Origin of the sequence: Rhizobium sp. SSA_523, from assembly GCF_030435705.1 — a bacterium.
In the GTDB taxonomy this organism is placed as follows: Bacteria; Pseudomonadota; Alphaproteobacteria; order Rhizobiales; family Rhizobiaceae; genus Neorhizobium.
Map to the genome: position 1 here is coordinate 1,095,357 of NZ_CP129381.1, position 16,710 is coordinate 1,112,066.

Annotated in this window: 15 protein-coding genes; 7 read left to right on the plus strand and 8 right to left on the minus strand. The window is 62.3% G+C overall.

Annotated elements, in window-relative coordinates; genetic code table 11:
* Window positions 1–310 precede the first annotated feature (310 nt).
* Both QTJ18_RS06270 and QTJ18_RS06275 read left to right on the plus strand, forming a co-directional pair.
* Window positions 311–1,114 (plus strand): inositol monophosphatase family protein, encoded by an 804-nt coding sequence (locus QTJ18_RS06270; protein ID WP_252754986.1) that lies wholly within the window; start codon window positions 311–313, stop codon window positions 1,112–1,114.
* Between the two features lie 69 nt (window positions 1,115–1,183).
* Window positions 1,184–2,326 carry a tyrosine-type recombinase/integrase gene (locus tag QTJ18_RS06275; RefSeq protein WP_489667265.1) on the plus strand — a complete coding sequence of 381 codons (1,143 nt, stop codon included), beginning with the start codon at window positions 1,184–1,186 and terminating at the stop codon, window positions 2,324–2,326.
* Between the two features lie 118 nt (window positions 2,327–2,444).
* On the opposite strand, the gene QTJ18_RS06280 is transcribed toward QTJ18_RS06275, so the two are convergent.
* The 4 genes from QTJ18_RS06280 to QTJ18_RS06295 all read right to left on the minus strand — a co-directional run bounded on the left by QTJ18_RS06280 (window position 2,445) and on the right by QTJ18_RS06295 (window position 6,518).
* Window positions 2,445–3,422 carry an aliphatic sulfonate ABC transporter substrate-binding protein gene (locus QTJ18_RS06280; protein WP_489667264.1) on the minus strand — a complete coding sequence of 326 codons (978 nt, stop codon included), beginning with the start codon at window positions 3,420–3,422 and terminating at the stop codon, window positions 2,445–2,447.
* A 38-nt stretch (window positions 3,423–3,460) separates the two neighbouring features.
* Window positions 3,461–4,231, minus strand: a complete 771-nt coding sequence (locus QTJ18_RS06285; protein WP_252754984.1) for an ABC transporter ATP-binding protein — start codon at window positions 4,229–4,231, stop codon at window positions 3,461–3,463.
* Window positions 4,228–4,962, minus strand: coding sequence for an ABC transporter permease (locus QTJ18_RS06290; RefSeq protein WP_252755035.1), 735 nt, complete (start codon window positions 4,960–4,962; stop codon window positions 4,228–4,230). Before QTJ18_RS06290 ends, QTJ18_RS06285 begins: the two co-directional genes overlap by 4 nt.
* A gap of 119 nt (window positions 4,963–5,081) precedes the next feature.
* Window positions 5,082–6,518: a sulfatase family protein gene (locus tag QTJ18_RS06295; RefSeq protein WP_252754983.1), complete on the minus strand. Its 1,437-nt coding sequence runs from the start codon at window positions 6,516–6,518 to the stop codon at window positions 5,082–5,084.
* 159 nt (window positions 6,519–6,677) lie between these two features.
* Between QTJ18_RS06295 and QTJ18_RS06300 the strand changes: the two genes are divergently transcribed.
* Window positions 6,678–7,709 (plus strand): LacI family DNA-binding transcriptional regulator, encoded by a 1,032-nt coding sequence (locus tag QTJ18_RS06300; RefSeq protein WP_252754982.1) that lies wholly within the window; start codon window positions 6,678–6,680, stop codon window positions 7,707–7,709.
* A gap of 15 nt (window positions 7,710–7,724) precedes the next feature.
* Here the strand turns inward: QTJ18_RS06300 and QTJ18_RS06305 are convergent, their stop codons facing one another.
* From QTJ18_RS06305 to QTJ18_RS06320, 4 genes are all read right to left on the minus strand, one after another.
* Window positions 7,725–9,224 carry a sulfatase family protein gene (locus QTJ18_RS06305; protein WP_252754981.1) on the minus strand — a complete coding sequence of 500 codons (1,500 nt, stop codon included), beginning with the start codon at window positions 9,222–9,224 and terminating at the stop codon, window positions 7,725–7,727.
* Between the two features lie 44 nt (window positions 9,225–9,268).
* A complete protein-coding gene (locus QTJ18_RS06310) occupies window positions 9,269–10,276 on the minus strand; it encodes a LacI family DNA-binding transcriptional regulator (RefSeq protein ID WP_252754980.1) in 1,008 nt (335 codons plus the stop codon).
* A gap of 166 nt (window positions 10,277–10,442) precedes the next feature.
* On the minus strand, window positions 10,443–11,327 hold the full coding sequence (locus QTJ18_RS06315) for a formylglycine-generating enzyme family protein (RefSeq protein WP_252754979.1): 885 nt from the start codon (window positions 11,325–11,327) through the stop codon (window positions 10,443–10,445).
* Between the two features lie 265 nt (window positions 11,328–11,592).
* Complete coding sequence (locus QTJ18_RS06320; protein WP_252754978.1) at window positions 11,593–12,249, minus strand: GntR family transcriptional regulator; 657 nt, start codon at window positions 12,247–12,249, stop codon at window positions 11,593–11,595.
* 91 nt (window positions 12,250–12,340) lie between these two features.
* Here QTJ18_RS06320 and QTJ18_RS06325 point away from each other — a divergent pair, with 91 nt between their 5' ends.
* From QTJ18_RS06325 to QTJ18_RS06340, 4 genes are all read left to right on the plus strand, one after another.
* Window positions 12,341–12,967, plus strand: a complete 627-nt coding sequence (locus QTJ18_RS06325; protein ID WP_252754977.1) for a TRAP transporter small permease — start codon at window positions 12,341–12,343, stop codon at window positions 12,965–12,967.
* 1 nt (window position 12,968) lies between these two features.
* Entirely contained in the window at window positions 12,969–14,237 is a 1,269-nt protein-coding gene (locus tag QTJ18_RS06330) for a TRAP transporter large permease (protein ID WP_252754976.1), read from the plus strand.
* Between the two features lie 36 nt (window positions 14,238–14,273).
* Window positions 14,274–15,272, plus strand: coding sequence for a TRAP transporter substrate-binding protein (locus QTJ18_RS06335; protein WP_252754975.1), 999 nt, complete (start codon window positions 14,274–14,276; stop codon window positions 15,270–15,272).
* Window positions 15,273–15,459: 187 nt separating this feature from the next.
* Window positions 15,460–16,431, plus strand: a complete 972-nt coding sequence (locus QTJ18_RS06340) for a dihydrodipicolinate synthase family protein (protein WP_252754974.1) — start codon at window positions 15,460–15,462, stop codon at window positions 16,429–16,431.
* Window positions 16,432–16,710 lie beyond the last annotated feature (279 nt).

Genomic DNA, 16,710 nt, shown 5'->3' on the forward strand with positions numbered 1-16,710 from the left:
CCTCCTCAGGTGCCGGCCGCCCTGCGGCAGCCATTGGTGTGGCATGCGATTGACGGAGCCTGACCTGTCGCAAGCGGCGATGACCTGGGCAGGCCTCCCCGTTCCTTGGACGCCGTTTCGGCGTCCCCCGACCGAATTACAGGCATAGCTTCGCCCTTCGCTGAAGGGCGAAAACATTCAAGATTACAATGCATTAGGTTTTGCGCCTTCCTCCGACAGCGCATTCAATCGATACATCTGTATTTTTCATTTTGCAATAGCATTTTTCGCGCCGCTATGGTCTTCTTTGGTCAAACGGTAAGGGGGAACCATGGGCGAGCAGCAACCGCTTCCTGCTGACATAGAGGCACGCGGACATGTGGCGGCGCGGATCGCGAAAAGCGCTGGTGTCAGGGCAAAAGCTTTCCTGAAGGACAGGAGCAGCCTGACACCCTCCCAGAAGTCGTCGTCGCAAGACCTCGTCAGCGCGGTTGACCGAGCGACGGAGGCACATTTGCGGCGGATGATCCGCAAGCATTTTCCGCAGGACGGGATTGTGGGTGAGGAGGCTGGACGAAGCGAGGGAACGACCGAGTTCGTCTGGGTGATCGACCCGATTGACGGGACGATGGCCTATCTCGTCGGCCAGCCGAACTGGACCGTCTCGATCGCCGTGCTCCACCGGGATCAGCCCGTCATCGGCGTTGTTCATGCGCCCATCCTGCGCGAACTGTATGTTGCAATGAAAGGAAAGGGGGCCACGCTCAACGGCCTGCCGCTTGCGATCAACGAGAGCTGGTCCATACGGTCGACGACGATCGGTTATGGCGGAACCGAAAGGGCCGATCCGCGCGAGGTCGGCGCCTTCGTGACGCGGCTTTATGAGGAAGGCGGGGTGCTGTTCCGGGTCGGTTCCGGCGCGCTCATGCTTGCCTATGTGGCCGCCAACCGGCTGGCCGGTTATTACGATCCGACGCTTTTCTGCTGGGACTGCCTGGCGGGGATGGTGCTCATTCGCGAAGCGGGCGGAAAGGCGGAATTTGCCGGGGACCTGGCCTCGCCCGGACCGATCTGGGCCGGCAATGCGCAGGTCTTCAGCGACCTGAAACGCCTCAGCGGCGGAATGGAGGCCTGAGGGAACGGCCGGTTGCCCCCTTTGCCAAGGGCGTGGCAAACAGGCGGAGACATGCTAGGGTCGATCGAAATGAGCACCATGTCCCCAGACACAGGCAGGCGCGCCGAAGCGCTTGACACCATTGCCGCCGTACTCCCTGTCGAAAGACGGGACGAACTGGCCAAACTCCTGACGGATCAGGATATCGAGACCCTGCGCCATCTGGTGAACGAAGGCATGGGTGCCAATACCTTGCGGGCACTCACTTCAGACCTGGCTTACCTGCAGGCCTGGTGCCTGGCGGCGACGGGATCTCCCCTGCCCTGGCCGGCACCGGAAGCGCTCTTGTTGAAATTCGTGGCGCACCACCTCTGGAACCCGCAGGAACGGCTCGTGCAGGCGCAGCACGGCATGCCGGCGGAGGTCGAGGACATATTGCGCTCGCGGGGCTTTCTCAGGGCATTGGGCCCGCATGCGCCGGACACCGTCCGCCGCCGGCTTGCGAGCCTCTCCACGCTCACCAAATGGCGTGGCATGACCGGCGCCTTCGGCTCGCCGGCCCTTCGATCGGCCATCCGGCTCGCTATCCGCGCGACACCGCGGATGCGAAAGCGCAAGAGTGCGAAGGCCGTGACCGGGGATGTCCTGTCGCGCCTGCTCGCGACCTGCCGGAGCGACAGCCTGCGCGACAGGCGGGACAGGGCCATTCTGATGGTCGCTTTCGCCTCCGGCGGCCGGCGGCGCAGCGAAATCGCCGGCCTGCGCATCGAACAGATCAGGCTGGAGGATCCGATCACAAGCGAGGACGGCAGATCGCTTCCCTCGCTCGCCATTCATCTTGGCCGCACGAAAACCAGTGGATCGCAGAGCGACGAACTCGTCTATCTCACCGGCAGGCCTGTCGACGCGCTCAATGAGTGGCTCAAGGCGGCGCGGATCACCTCCGGCAGCGTGTTCCGCGCCATCGATCGCTGGGGCAATCTCTCCCGGCGCGCGCTGGAACCGAAATCGATCAATGACATGATCAAGCAGCGGGCGGTGCTGGCAGGGCTTGATCCAAAGGACTATTCGGCGCACGGGCTGCGATCGGGCTTCCTCACCGAAGCCGCCAATCGCGGCATTCCGCTGCCCGAAGCGATGGAGCAATCCCGCCATCGCTCGCTCCAGCAGGCATCCAGCTACTACAACAATGCGCAAAGGCGCAGCGGACGTGCCTCGCGGCTCCTCGACTGATCGACGTTTGCGACCCGGCCCCCGGACCTTGGCCCGCTTCGCTCGCGCCACGCGATCACCGGCACCCGGACATTGCCGGACACCGGTGATCGGTGCGCAATAGGGTGAAACGCCGGCGTCAGGCGCTGGTGAACAGGTCCGCCGTATAATAATCCTTCGGCGAGAGAGGCTCCTTCACCGTCCCGAATTCCTGGAACATCTTGTTGAAGTCGGTCAGCCAGTTGTTCACCGTGCCATCCTTGGTGAAACTGTCGAGCTCCTGCGATGTGAGGATCTTGCGGCTTCGGGCAACCTTTGCCGTCACTTCGGCCGGCGCATTCAGGAAGTGGGTGGTGATCTCGATCGACCGATCGAGATTGGCGGCCCGGTAATCCATGGCCTTCTTCATGACCCGCAGGAAGGACTTCACCACATCGGGCTTTTCCGCCACGATCTCGTTCCGCGCCACGAACGTATTGATGAACGAGGTCTGCGGATAGAAATCCTGGTTGGAGGCAAGCTCCTTCATGTCCGGCACGCGCGGCTTGATCGTGTCGATCAGCGGGTACCAGATTCCCGCGGCATCGATCTGCTTGGACGTGAAGGCGGCAACCACGGTGGACGGATCCATCGGCACCACTTCGATATCCTTGATCGACATGCCGGCTTTGGTCAGCGCCATGCGCAAGATCATGTCACCGGATGTGCCTTGCGGAACGCCGACCTTCTTGCCCTTGAGGTCCGTGATGGAATTGATGCCGGCCTGCGCGATCACCCGGTCAGAAAAGCCGATGTCGTTGACGCCGATCACCTTCGCCTTGCCGCTGGCCGGGAGCCAGAGGGCGCCGGGGCCGATCGTGCCGAAGTTCAGACTTCCAGCGCCCATGGCCTGGATCTGGATCGGCCCGTTGGTGAAGACCTTGACGGAAGGGGTAATGCCTTCCGCCTCCCAGAGCTTCTGCTCCTGCGCGATGGCCAGCACGCTGGCATTCGGGAAGTCGGCAATGTAGCCGATCGTCATATCAGCGGATTGTGCCAGCGCCCGCCCGCCAATGGCAAAGGTGCTTGCGGCCGTCATGGCCGCCGTCGTCTTCATAAGGTCTCGTCTCGTCAGCATGTTCATTCCTCCTCTAGACAGCCGATGAAAGCCAGGTGTCAGGCCGCGACCGGGTGATAGACCGATCGCCAGACCTCGTTGCGCAAAGCCGAAAATTCCGTGGATAGACGCATCTCCTCCGTCCGCGGATAAGGCAGATCGACGGGAACGATCTTGTGCAGCCTTCCCGGTCGGGCAGCCATCACGATGACCCGGCTCGCCAGATAGACCGCTTCGTCGACATCATGGGTGATGAACATGACCGTGCGGCGCTCCTGGCTCCATGTGGCGAGAAGCTGATCCTGCAACTGGACGCGGGTCAGCGCGTCGAGCGCGCCGAAAGGCTCGTCCATCAGCAGGATTTTCGGGTTGACGGCATAGGCGCGGGCAATGGCGCATCGCTGCTTCATCCCGCCCGACAGCGTCTTCGGCAGCGAATCGGAGAAATCGCTCAAGCCGACGAGGCGGATGAAATGATCCGCGATCCTGCGGCGCTCGGCGCGGGGGTGCCCGGCCACCTGCAGCCCGAATTCGACATTCTGGCGCACCGTCAGCCAGGGAAACAGCGCATACTGCTGGAAAATCACGCCGCGTTCGGGGCCAGGCCCGGAGACCGGCACCTGGTCGACCAGCACCTGCCCGGCAGTGGGCGCCGTCAATCCGGCCGCGATGTTCATGGCCGTCGATTTGCCGCAACCGGACGGTCCGACAACCGTGATGAACTCGCCATCCTCGATGTCGAGGTTCAATCCCTGCAGGGCCTGGAATGACGACTGTCCGGCGATGGTGAAGGTCTTCGATACGTTCTGGAATGAAATCTTGGGCGTCATAGCTTTTCCTGCCAGGCGGTCAGCACGGCATCGAGGGCCTGAACGATACGATCCATGGCAAGACCGAGAACGCCGATTGCGATGAGGCTGACGAAGATGGTGGGAAGATCGTAGTAGAGTTGCGCCTGCTGCATGCGGAAGCCAAGGCCGGACTGGGCGGCGATAAGCTCCGCGGCGACGACGGTGGCCCAGGACGAACCGAGCCCCACCCGCACGCCGACCATGATATAGGGCAGCGATGCCGGCACGATGACCCGGCGGAAAATGGTGAAATCATTGGCGCCCAATACGCGCGCCGCATTGATGAGCGTCTTGTCGACATTGACCACGCCCTGGAAGGTTGCGACGACGCTGGTGAGAAAAGAGGCGAGGAAGATGACGAAGATCTTCGGCGTTTCGTCGATCCCCATCGTCACGATGGCCAGCGGGATAATGGCCAGCGGTGGAATGGTGCGGAAGAACTGGACATAGGGCTCGATGAGCCCGCGCGCCAGCCAATACCAGCCCATCAGGAAACCGACCGGGATTGCCACCATGATGCCGAGCGCGAAGCCAGTGAAGACACGCGCCAGGCTGGACAGCGCATCCGTCCATAACAGGCCACTTTCGGCCTGGATGACGGCCTGCTTCGCAACGGCAAGCGGCGTCGGCAGCCCGACGACGCCTTGGGAGGTGACCAGGGCCCAGAGAAGGATGCCGAGCACGACCGCGGCAATATTGAGGGCGAACATGCCGAGAGGGCGCGACAGCAGCGATTTCTGCGGCATGGAGGAGGACAGACCGTCGGATGCATCGACGGAGACGATCGTGCCGCCGTTACGCCCTGCTTTGACAGGATCCTCGCGCATCGTCATCTTGCACCTGCCATCACGTCACGCGTGCGGAAATTGGATTCGATCAGCCAGTCGCGCATCACGTCAAGCAACTCGCGCTTCTGGTCGGCATAGGCCGGATCGTTCCACAGGTTTCGAACCTCCCCCGGATCTTTCTCCAGATCGAAAAACTGCCCGTCGGACGACCCCTTGAAATGGACGAGCTTGTAGCGGTCGCTGCGCACCCCGGTCATGAATTCGACGCCGCCGGCCATTGCGACATCGCCGATCTGTTCGCAGAAAACATGCGGTCGCGGTGTCCAGTCCCGCCCCTCCAGCGCCGGTTTCAGGCTTCGCGCCTCAAAGCTCTTCGGCGGCTCGATCCCCGCATATTCAAGAATGGTCGGGCCCAGATCGAAGAGCTGGCACAGGCCCTCGATCACCCGCCCGCCTTCGAACCGGCCCGCGGTGGACCAGATCACCGTCGGAACGCGGGTCACGACGTCATACATGGACCATTTCTGGATGAGGCCGTGTTCGCCGAGGCATTCCCCATGATCGGAGGTGAAGATGACAATCGCATCCTCCAGATAGCCGCGGGCCTGGAGCGAGGCCAGAAGCTCGCCGACCTTCTCATCGATCAACGTTACATTGCCCAAATAATGCGACCAAAGCCGGTGCATCTGGTCTTCCGTGGGCGCGAGATCCCAGACGACAGAATCGTGGTCGACCTCGACATCATGCTGCCGCTTGTCCTTCAGCTCCTGGTGCAGGCCATCCAGCTCCTCCTGCGTCGGCCTTGGCAGCGGCAGATCGTTGCGCTCGAGATAGGGTTGCGAGTAGCGCGCCGGGGGATCGAAGGGAGGATGCGGCCCGGGAAAGCCGACCTGCAGGAACAAGGGCTCTGTCGGCGGATAGGTATCGACCCACCATTTGGCCATGTTGCCGACAAAGGCATCAGAATGCAGCGCCTCGGGAAGCTCCCAGTCGAAACAGCCCAGGCGCTCGCGATAATCCGCGCGCTGGCGGTATTGCTCGCGCTGCTGCTTGACCAGGCCATTGGCGGCAAGCGCCTTGTCCCATTCGTCGAAATACCAGCGCCCTTCCATGTAGCGGTCTTTGTTTTCCACCACATACCGCTCGTGAAAGCCGGAATCCGAATTATAGGGAATGGTGTGCATCTTGCCGACATTGACGCAGCGATACCCTGCATCCCGCAATTGCTCGACCCAAGTTCGCTGCCAGGCCTGGCCATTGGCAAGGACACCCGTCGTATGAGGGTAATAGCCGGTGAACAGGCTGGCGCGTGAGGGTACGCAGCTCGGCGCGGTGATATGGCAATTAGCCAGCGCCACGCCCTTCTCGACAAGCGCATCGATATTCGGGGTCACTGCATAGGGAAAGCCGAGAGCGGCGATGGAATCGTAGCGCTGCTGATCCGTGATGATCAAGATGATGTTCGGCCTCTCAGCCATGCCTGCTTCTCCTCCTGCCGCGCAAGGGCCGACAGCCTCTCCGTTCGACTTCGAACAATCGTGTGCCCATCGTCTTCCGCTTGCCTCTCCCGCAAAACGATGGCACAAAGTGAACGTTAACGCAACGATCACTTTCGCCCGTTCTAACGTTTGGAATAGATGATGCGCCAGAGGGAAAAAGACGGCAAAATCGTGCCCACGCTGGCCTCCATCGCCGAACGGGTTGGCGTCTCGGTCAACACCGTGTCACGGGCAATGCGCGCGCCGAAAACTGTGCGGGCGGAGCTGCGCCGACAGATCAACGAGGCGATGGAGGAACTGAATTACGTTCCGAACCGGCTGGCAGGCGGCCTCTCGGGGACTCGCTCCGACATCGTCGGCGTTGTCGTGACCTCTCTCTATTACTCCGAATTCGCAAGCATCATCGATGGGCTCCAATCGGCATTGCTGGAGCACGATCTGCAGGTCATGCTCGCCAATACGCGCTATGATGCGGCGCAGGAATTGCGGCTCGTTCGCTCGATCCTCAGCTGGCGCCCGGCGGCCATGGCCATTATCGGCGTGGATCACCCGCCGAAGGTGGTTGAACTGCTCCAGGCCTCCGGCGTCCCGATCATCGAAATGTGGGATACCGGCGGGGCTGTCATCGACACCGCCGTCGGCTTCGATCACCGGCGGGTCGGCTTCACCCAGGCGCAACACCTGATCGCGAAGGGCTACAGGCGTCTGGCCTTTGTCGGCAGCCTGCGCGAGAACGACAAGCGGGCGCAGAAGCGGCTACAGGGGGCGCAGGAGGCCGTCCTTTCACACGGACTGCCCCCGATGGTCTGCCATACGGCACAGATGGGAGGGAGCCCGGAGCTTGGGGAGCGGCTGGCAGCCGAAGTGATGCAAGAGGAGCCGCAGATCGACGCGATCGTGTGCAACAGCGACGTCGTCGCGTTCGGCGTCCTGCGCAGCCTGAAGCGGCTTGGCCTGCATGTGCCGGAGGATGTCGGCGTCATCGCGTTCGGCGACAATGAGGCGGCCGCCTGCGTCTCGCCCTCGCTCACCACCGTGCGGCCCGCCCGCGAGCAGATCGGACGCCTGACGGCCGACGCGATCCTGTCACGCATCAATGGCGCAGCGCCCTTTACCGCGAGCGTGGACTGGACGCTCATGCAACGCGACAGCACGAACCGGGCCTCGTGACGTTTTGTTTTGACCCTAGCCCTGCCCGCCTTGTCTGGCCTGATTCTGCGGGGTCCGGCCGGAGCCTGGACCAAGCTGCATGCTGGCGAGCGTCCAGCCTTGCGTCTTCAACGCGCTCCGGATCCGCCATTTCAGGATCTCGTCGATCAGCTCCCGGCGTATCGACTGATGGGCAGGATCATCCCAGAGGTTCGCGCGTTCCTGCGGGTCGTCCTGCATGTCGAACAGCTGGCCCTCGGCACTGTCGACGAAATGGACAAGCTTGTAGCGGTGGCTGCGCACCATTGTCATGAAGGCGGCGCCATCGAAGATCCGGTCGCCGGCATGTTCGGAAAACACAAAGCGCCGCGGTTCGCACGCCTCTCCTTGCAGATAGGGCTTCAAGGATTGCGCCTCCATCCAGTCCGGCACCGGAAGCTCCGCCAGTTCCAGAATGGTCGGGGCGAAATCGAACAGCGAGACCAGGTCCTCCACCACATAGCCGGAGGCGACCCGGCCCGGTGCCCAGACAATTGCCGGCACCCGGACGCTTTCCTCATACATCGACCATTTCTGGCTATGTCCGTGATCGTTCAGGCTGTCGCCATGGTCGGAGGTGAAGATGAAGATCGTGTCTTCCAGAACGCCGCGTCGCTCGACCGCCTCGATCAGTCTGGCCATCTGCGCGTCGATCATCGACACATTGGCGAAATAATGCTGGCGCTGCCGGCGCAGTTGCTCCCTGGTCGGGTTCGGCAGATGCACCACCGCATCGTGATCGACCGAAAGATGCTGCTCGCGCAATCGTCGCAAGGCTGCCGGCTGGGCGGCGATATCCTCATCGCTCAATATGGGTTCGGGAAGATCCGCATCGGCATACATGTCGAGATAATCCTGCGTCGGATCATAGGGAGGATGCGGACCGGGAATGCCGATCTGCAGGAAGAAGGGTTCGGTGCCGGTATAGGAGTCCAGCCACATCCGGGCGAAGTCGGGCACGAAATTATCCGCATGCAGATCGGCAGGCAGTTCCCAGACGAAGGCGCCCAGAGCGCTGCGGTAATCCTCACGACGCCGATAAGTGACGCGGCTCGGTTTTTCGAAACCACGCGCCCAGATCGCCTTGTCCCAATGGTCCAGAAAGAATGGCAGACGTGCCGTCGCCCGGTCCTTGTTCTCCACCACGTGGCGCTCGTGGAAGCCGAATGAATCTTCGAAAGGCGACGTGTGCATCTTGCCGACATTGACGCAGCGATAGCCGGCTTCCGCCAGCAGCTGGACCCAGCTGAAGGCCCAGGGTTCGTCATTGCGGAAGACGCCGTTGGTGTGGGGATAGACACCGGTAAAGAGACTGGCCCGAGACGGCGCACAAGAGGGCGAGGTGACATAGGTCCGGCGAAAATAGGTGCCCTCCCGCACCATGCGATCCAGCGTCGGCGTTTTCATGTAGGGAAAACCGCCTGCGGCAATCGTGTCGTAACGCTGCTGATCGGTGATCACGAACACGATGTTCGGTCGCTTCTGGGTCTGGTTCACCTGTCTCTCCCTGCTATGCCGTTCCGTGACGTCCTGCCTGGTCTCTATCCGGAGGCGCGGACAATATGCTCGAAGCCGAGATTGATCGATTCCGGGCTACCCTCGCCGCGCACCCGTTGCAGCAGAAGCTCGCCCGCCTTGCGGCCGATCTCGCGATCGGGGGGCCGGACCGAACTCAGCGAGGGCCAAAGCGTTGCGGAAAAATCGAAATCGCCATAGCCGCAGAGCCTGATATCCTCCGGAACGCGGAGGGACAGACGCTGGGCCTGCGACAAGGCGCCGAGGCAGACCAGATCGTTGGAACAGAAAAGGGCCTGGGGCGGCTCGGGCCGCGCCATCAACTCTGCACACCCTCTGGCTCCGGCCGCTGCGGAGGCACGCTCCGCCAGGGTGAATTCGGCAAGATGCGCCCCTGCTTCGTCCACCGCCTCCCGAAAGCCGCGGGCGCGATCGGCGGCGCGGCCATCTCCCGGCACAGCCACCAGCACCTGCGCTAAATGCCGGATGCCGAGAGCCAGGAAATGGCGCGCCACCATGCGGCCCACCGCCAGATGGGAAAAGCCGATGGCACTATCCATGGCAGCATCGACCTGATCCCCCACTTCGACAAGCGGCAGCCCATCTTCCAGAAGGACCCGCAGGCTGCCGCGGCTATGATGGCGGCCAACCAGAACCAGGCCCGCCGGCGACCAGGAGAGCAGGGATTTGACCAGTTCCTCCTCGCGCTGCAGATCATAATCGCTGGCCCCAAGCATGACCTGATAGCCGCCCGCGTTCAAGACGGCGGTCAACTCTTCCAGCATCAGCGCAAAGACGGAATTGTTCAGCGTCGGTACGATCACGCCGATCGTTCTGCTGCGGGATGCGGCGAGACTGCCGGCCAGGACATTCGGAACGTAGGCGAGTTGGCGCGCCGCCTCAGCGACCCGCTGTCGAACCGTCGGGGAGACCAAGTCGGGCTCGTTATAGACCCGTGACACCGTCGTCAGAGATACGCCGGCCGCACGGGCGACATCTGCCATTTTCGGCCGGCGCGACAAGGTTGACCTCATGTGGATCCGATTTCTGAAAACGCTTTCATAACCGAAAATGCAATGGCTTCTCTTTTAAGTCAAGCCACTGAAACAAGGTGGCGAGCTTCGATGAAAGCGCTTTCAGCCATCGGCCTGCTGGATGGTTCCAGTCATTCAACAGGGCGGCCGGCGTAACAGATCCGGCCTAGGCAGGGTGACGATCATAGGCGACGCGAAACCCTGTATTGCTGGAGGCACTGTCGGCGGACAAAGCCATGCGAGCGGCAATGCGGTATCTGTAGCAATAGCTCTTGTGGCACAGGAAGGAGCCGCCTTTCAGCACCTTGTCCCTGCTCTTGCGGGCAGCCTCATTGCGCAGTTTGGCCCGCCGCGACAGGGAGCGGATGCGGAACGCATCGCCCGTCCATTCCCAGACATTGCCGCTGAGATTGTAGAAGCCCTGCTCTGTCGGCACGAAACTGCGGACAGGTGCTGTGCCATAATAGCCGTCTGCGAGGCTATTATGCTGCGGGAAACGTCCCTGCCAGATATTGCACAGGATCGTCTCATCCGTCGGCTCTTCATTGCCCCAGGGAAAGCGCCGGCGCTGGTTGCCGCCGCGCGCTGCATGCTCCCACTCGGCTTCCGTCGGCAGACGGCCGCCCACCCAGGCGCAAAAGGCGAGCGCATCATGATAGGAGACCTGGGTCACGGGATGATCCATGCGAGTCTCGATCGAGCTGCCCGGCCCCTCCGGGGCATGCCAGGTCGCTCCGTCAACGCGCGCCCACCAGGGCGTCTGCGCGACATTCTGCGCCACCAGGGCCTTGTCTGCGAGAAGACCAGTGAAGACGGCCGCGCAGCCGAAACGTTCCGCTTCCGTGACATAACCGGTGTCGCGCACAAATTCCGCAAAACGGGCATTGGTGACCGTTTCCGCTTCCAGATGAAAATCGGCCAGGACGACTTTTCGCTCCGGCCCCTCCCCGTCGACGGAAAGGACGGGTTCATCTGTGCCGACATAGCTCTCACCGCCTTTCACGGCGATGACGGTGCCGGCCCTGCCGCGCATGTCGGCAAACGGAGCCATCGGCTTCTGCCCGGCGTCTGCCGTTTCGCTTTGCCCGCTACCGTCCGCATTGCGACTGACTGCCGAACAGCATCCACTCATCTCGTCGATCCCATTTGTCTGGCGAACCGCTCTGCGAGCGGCCGTTGTCTCGTGGTCTGATTCTGACATGCCAGACCCCTCCCAGCACGGTCGAGGGAGAATGTCGATATTCCCGAGACCGTGGGCGATTCTATGACACCCGTCCGGCTTCGGACCATTCACCCGCGACAGATCTCGAGATCCGTCAGCGCTTGGCCAGCAACTGGATCAGATCCTCCCTGACGCTGCCGATGTGATCGGCCAGAAGCGCGCAGGCCTGATCGAACTGCCCCTGGCGCAGCAGGGCAATCAGCTGCGCATGTTCCGCCATGGCCTTGGCCATTGCCTCGCCGCTCGATAGCTGCAGGCGCGTGTAGCGGTCGCTGGTCTGCAGCAGGGAGGCGACGATCTGCTGGCTGCGCGGCATGTCCGCCCGGTGATACATGGCCATATGCAGGTCCGCGTTCAGCCGGCCGTAATCATGCACCTGGCCTGCGGCAATCGCCTTTTCATAATCCGCCTGCTTCTCGTTCAGCGCCGCCAGGTCTTCTTTGGTCAGCAAAGGCGCCGATTTGCGGAGCAGGCGCGGCTCAAGCAGAATGCGCAGATCGAAGACGTCGTCGATCTCGGCCGGAGACAGAGCCGACACCACGGCGCCCTTCTGAGGCAGGATCTTCACCAGGCCCTCGGCCTCCAGCTGAAACAGCACCTCGCGCACCGGGATCCGGCTGACGCCATAGGCTTCGGCCAGCGCCTCCTGGCGCAGTTGCGTTCCCGCAGCGTATTGGCCCGACAGGATAGCCTGGCGGATTTCGTCGATCAGCGCCCCCGAAAGGGTCTTGTGTCGCAGCGTCGGTTTCATGGCATCCAGCTACACCAAATTCGTCAAAAAACCAGTTGACTCGAAAAATGTATACATTCTACATTATACACAACAAAAGGGGAAGCAGAGAATGACCAATCACGGCTCCACGGGGCGATCAGGAGGATCGCCCTCCCTGCCGGCGCGAGGGCTGATTGCCCTGTCCGAAGGGGTTCTGGCACTGGAAAAACTGGTTGTGGGAGGGTTCATGGCACTGCTGCTCGGATTGATCCTCATCAACGTCATCACGCGCTACGCCGGCGCGCCGCTCTACTGGGTCGACGAAGCAGCGGTCTACAGCACCGTCTGGCTGACCTTTATCGGCGGCTCGGCCCTCACCAGACTGCGGCTCGATTTCGCGGTCACACTGCTCAGCGAAAGACTGTCTCAACGTCACGCGGAACGGCTGCAAATGCTGGCCACCTTCATCGCCTTTCTCTTCTCCCTGTCGCTCGTCGTCATGTGCTGGAACTGGATGGACCCGCTCGGCATTGCCGCCGCCGGCTTCGACGCCCGCGAATATGCAAGCGAGAGCTTCAACTTCCTCTACACGGAGCATACCCAGACGCTGAACTGGCCGACCTGGATTGTCAGCCTGGTCGTGCCGCTATTTGCCGTCACCATGTCGCTTCATACCGCCGCCAATCTGGTCGAGGAGATGGGGCTTGTGCCGAAGAAGGCGCGGGCCGGCTTCAGCGCGGCGGAAGGGGTGAACTGAGATGATCACGACTGCAGCCTTCCTCGCCGTGATGCTCGTCGGCGTTCCGATCGGTCTCTGCCTCTGCATCGCGGCGGCGATCTACATCTGGGCCACGGGCAATACGCTGCTGTTCCAGAGCTTTCCCGTCCAGCTTTTCGGCGGTGTCGACAATTACGGCCTGATCTCCATCCCGCTTTTCGTGCTGATTGGTGAAGTGATGAATGGCGGCGGCATTACCCGGCGCATCATCGACATGACCATGGCCATGATCGGCGCGATGAAGGGCGGTCTCGCTTATGTCAACCTGATCGCCAACATGTTCGTCTCGTCCATCCTCGGCTCGGCCACCGCGCAGGTCGCCATCATGGCGCAGATGATGGTGCCGGAAATGGAAAAGAAGGGCTATGACAAGACCTTTGCCGCCGGCCTGACGGCCTATGCGGGCATGCTCGGCCCCATCATTCCGCCTTCCATCATGTTTGTCGTCTATTCGGTTCTGGCGCAGGTCCCGGTTGGCGACATGCTGGCAGCCGGAATGATCCCGGGCGTGCTGCTGACGCTGATCTTCTGCCTCATCATCGCCGGCATGGGCTGGTTCGTCTATGACTACCCGCGCGGCGAGCGCCGCACCCTTGGCGAACGGGCAAGGATCATCCTCGGCGCACTCCCCACGCTCTCCATTCCGATCATCATCGTCGGCTCGATCCTTGCCGGCATTGCCAATCCGACGGAAGCGGCTGCCGTGGGCGTCGTCGCCGCAATCCTGGTCGGCCGGTTCTGGATCGGCGAGCTCTCCCTGGCGCAACTGCCGAAAATGCTGCTGCGCGCCGGCATCTATTCCGCCGTCGTCCTGCTGCTTGTGGCGGCTGCCGCGGTGTTCTCCTGGGTCCTGGTCTACGGAATGGTGCCGCAGAAAGTCGCGGAATGGGTGCAGACGATCGCTTCTGATCCGATCACCTTCATGCTGCTCGTCAATGTCATCCTGCTGATCATCGGCACGGTCATCGATGGCGCACCGGGTCTGATCATGACGGTACCGATCCTTCTGCCCATTGCGACGGAGGTCTATGGCATCGATCCGGTCCATTTCGGCGTCGTCGTCGTCATCAACCTGGTGCTCGGCTTCCTGTCTCCGCCGGTCGGCCTGTGCTTCTTCGTCGCTTCGGCGGTCACGGGAGCCAAGCCCGGCAAGATGTTCATCGTGACGCTTCCCTTCTTCTTTGCCGCCTGCGGCCTGCTGATCCTGTTGTCGATCTTCCCGTCGATCTCGACCTTCTTCGTCAAATAAGTGCCAGAACAACCACAAACTTCAGAGGATGAACGAATGACCCTTTCACGCAGAACCTTTCTTCGCACGGCCTCGCTTGCGACCGCAGGCGCCACGACGCTCTTCCTGCCGAACATCACCCGGGCGCAGGAGGCCCGGACCTTCCGGCTCGGCATCACCACGCCGCCCGGCCACCCCTGGAACAATGCCGCCCTGAAGGTCGGTGAAATGCTGAAGGCCGAGACCAAGGGCCGTCTGGACATCGCCGTCTTCCCGGCCAACCAGCTGGGCACCGAAGCGGCCATGCTGCAGCAGATGCAGGCCGGCTCGCTGGACTTCGGCTGGATCATGACCGCCGAACTGGGCTCACGCATTCCGTCCATCGCCGCGATCAACGCGCCCTATCTCGTCGATTCGACGGCGAAGGTCGCCAAGCTCGTCCGCGACCCGCTGGCGATGAAGATGCTCGATGTGCTGCCGAAGGAAACCGGGACCTTGGGCCTTGCCTGGGGCATCACCACCATGCGCGTCGTCTTCTCCGCCAAGGAGATCGGCGGCCTGGACGATCTGAACGGGATGAAGCTGCGCATCAACACCACCCCAGCCTATCGCGATTTCTACCAGCTGCTCGGTGCCGCGCCGACGCCGATCCCGACGCCGCAGGTCTTCGACGCCATGTCGAACGGCCAGGTGGATGGGCTTGAAGCCGATCTCGACTTCTCCTGGAACCAGCGCTTCGACCGGGTATCGAAGACGATGTTGAAGATGAACGCGATCTTCATGCCCTGCGTTGCCCTGGCATCCGGCCGCGTCTGGAAGGATGTCCCGGCAGCCGACCGGGAATTGATCACCCGGCTCACCAAGCAGGCGCTGGACGACCAGATCGATGCGACCGTTGCCAATGAGGCGAAGCTGCTGGAAGAGTTCCGCAAGGCCATTACCGTCAAGGAAGTCCAGGTGGCCGATGCCGGCAAGGTGATCGCCGAATATGACAAGATCTGGATGCCGAAGGCACCGATCCTCGCCGATCTGCGCAAATTGGGCGCGACGCTCTAATCGCGACGACCCAAACGCGGCAAATACCACTTCATGCAGGAAGGCGCGCCGGTCATTGGCGCGCCTTCGATCCGACCAAGGCCACTGCGCACCATGCGGCACCATCCGGCATGGCGCGGCGGGGCCTCCCAACACCCACCGATGGAAGCGGCCACGAAAGGCCGCCCTCTTGTTCAAGGACGAGACAATGAAAGCTAGTATATTCTCAGGTGTCGTTCCGGCACTCATGACCCCCTGCAAGAGCGACCGGACGCCGGATTTCGACGCGCTTGTCGCCAAGGCGAAGCAGCTGATCGCCACCGGCATGTCCGCCGTCGTCTATTGCGGCTCCATGGGTGATTGGCCGCTCCTGACGGATGCCCAGCGGATGGAAGGCGTTGAGCGATTGGTGAAAGCCGGAATTCCGGTCATCGTCGGCACCGGCGCCATCAATTCCGCATCGGCCGTGGCCCTTGCCGCCCATGCCCAGAAGGTCGGCGCCCAGGGCCTGATGGTAATCCCGCGCGTGCTGTCGCGCGGTTCGGTCATCGCCGCCCAGAAGGCCCATTTCAAGGCCATCCTCTCGGCTGCGCCGGACCTTCCTGCGGTGATCTACAACAGCCCCTATTACGGCTTTGCAACGCGGGCCGATCTGTTCTTCGCCCTGCGGGCCGACCATCCCAATCTCGTCGGCTTCAAGGAATTCGGCGGGCCGGACGACATGCGCTATGCTGCCGAGCACATCACCAGCCGCGACGATGACGTCTCGCTGATGATCGGCGTCGATACGGCCGTCTTCCACGGCTATGTCAATTGCGGCGCAACCGGCGCGATTACCGGTATCGGCAATGTTCTTCCGCGGGAGGTTCTGCACCTGTGCAATCTTTCGCAGGCCGCCGCCCGTGGCGATGCCGATGCGCGGGTTCGCGCCAAGGAACTGGAAAGCGCCCTTGCCGTTCTGTCTTCCTTCGACGAAGGTCCGGATCTGGTTCTCTACTTCAAGCACATGATGGTGCTGAAGGGCGATGCGGAATATGCCCTCAACTTCGTGGAGACCGACGTGCTGAGCGACAGCCAGCGCGGCTACGTCGAGGCGCAGCTCACCCTGTTCAGCAAGTGGTATGCCGACTGGAGCAAGCTTCCGGGTGCGGTTCAGTCCTATGCGGCCAAGGCCGCCTGAGGCAGCGCGATCGTCCCCGCAAGCCCGCTGGCCTGCGGGGGCAATCCCTGGAGCTTTCCCGATCGAAGCGGGATCACATGAACGGCTCCATCTGTTCGTTTAGCGAGGGTCCATCGCCCTTCGGCGTCGCCCAGCCTCTCCGTCGTCCGCAAGGCACATTGCGAGATCGTCCAGCATAGGCGCGCAGTCGATGTCGTCGCGAGCGAGGATGCGGTGCGCGGCCATTCATCCGGGACGCTGGCAGAAAGAGCACTTCTGGCGCCGAGTTGGCCTTGCCGC

Bases quoted from the DNA above. Each gene is read 5' to 3' on its own strand.
- QTJ18_RS06270 (WP_252754986.1), top strand. From the start codon at position 311: ATGGGCGAGCAGCAACCGCTTCCTGCTGACATAGAGGCACGCGGACAT.
- QTJ18_RS06275 (WP_489667265.1), top strand. From the start codon at position 1,184: ATGAGCACCATGTCCCCAGACACAGGCAGGCGCGCCGAAGCGCTTGAC.
- QTJ18_RS06280 (WP_489667264.1), bottom strand. From the start codon at position 3,422: ATGCTGACGAGACGAGACCTTATGAAGACGACGGCGGCCATGACGGCC.
- QTJ18_RS06285 (WP_252754984.1), bottom strand. From the start codon at position 4,231: ATGACGCCCAAGATTTCATTCCAGAACGTATCGAAGACCTTCACCATC.
- QTJ18_RS06290 (WP_252755035.1), bottom strand. From the start codon at position 4,962: ATGTTCGCCCTCAATATTGCCGCGGTCGTGCTCGGCATCCTTCTCTGG.
- QTJ18_RS06295 (WP_252754983.1), bottom strand. From the start codon at position 6,518: ATGGCTGAGAGGCCGAACATCATCTTGATCATCACGGATCAGCAGCGC.
- QTJ18_RS06300 (WP_252754982.1), top strand. From the start codon at position 6,678: ATGATGCGCCAGAGGGAAAAAGACGGCAAAATCGTGCCCACGCTGGCC.
- QTJ18_RS06310 (WP_252754980.1), bottom strand. From the start codon at position 10,276: ATGAGGTCAACCTTGTCGCGCCGGCCGAAAATGGCAGATGTCGCCCGT.
- QTJ18_RS06315 (WP_252754979.1), bottom strand. From the start codon at position 11,327: ATGGCTCCGTTTGCCGACATGCGCGGCAGGGCCGGCACCGTCATCGCC.
- QTJ18_RS06320 (WP_252754978.1), bottom strand. From the start codon at position 12,249: ATGAAACCGACGCTGCGACACAAGACCCTTTCGGGGGCGCTGATCGAC.
- QTJ18_RS06325 (WP_252754977.1), top strand. From the start codon at position 12,341: ATGACCAATCACGGCTCCACGGGGCGATCAGGAGGATCGCCCTCCCTG.
- QTJ18_RS06330 (WP_252754976.1), top strand. From the start codon at position 12,969: ATGATCACGACTGCAGCCTTCCTCGCCGTGATGCTCGTCGGCGTTCCG.
- QTJ18_RS06335 (WP_252754975.1), top strand. From the start codon at position 14,274: ATGACCCTTTCACGCAGAACCTTTCTTCGCACGGCCTCGCTTGCGACC.
- QTJ18_RS06340 (WP_252754974.1), top strand. From the start codon at position 15,460: ATGAAAGCTAGTATATTCTCAGGTGTCGTTCCGGCACTCATGACCCCC.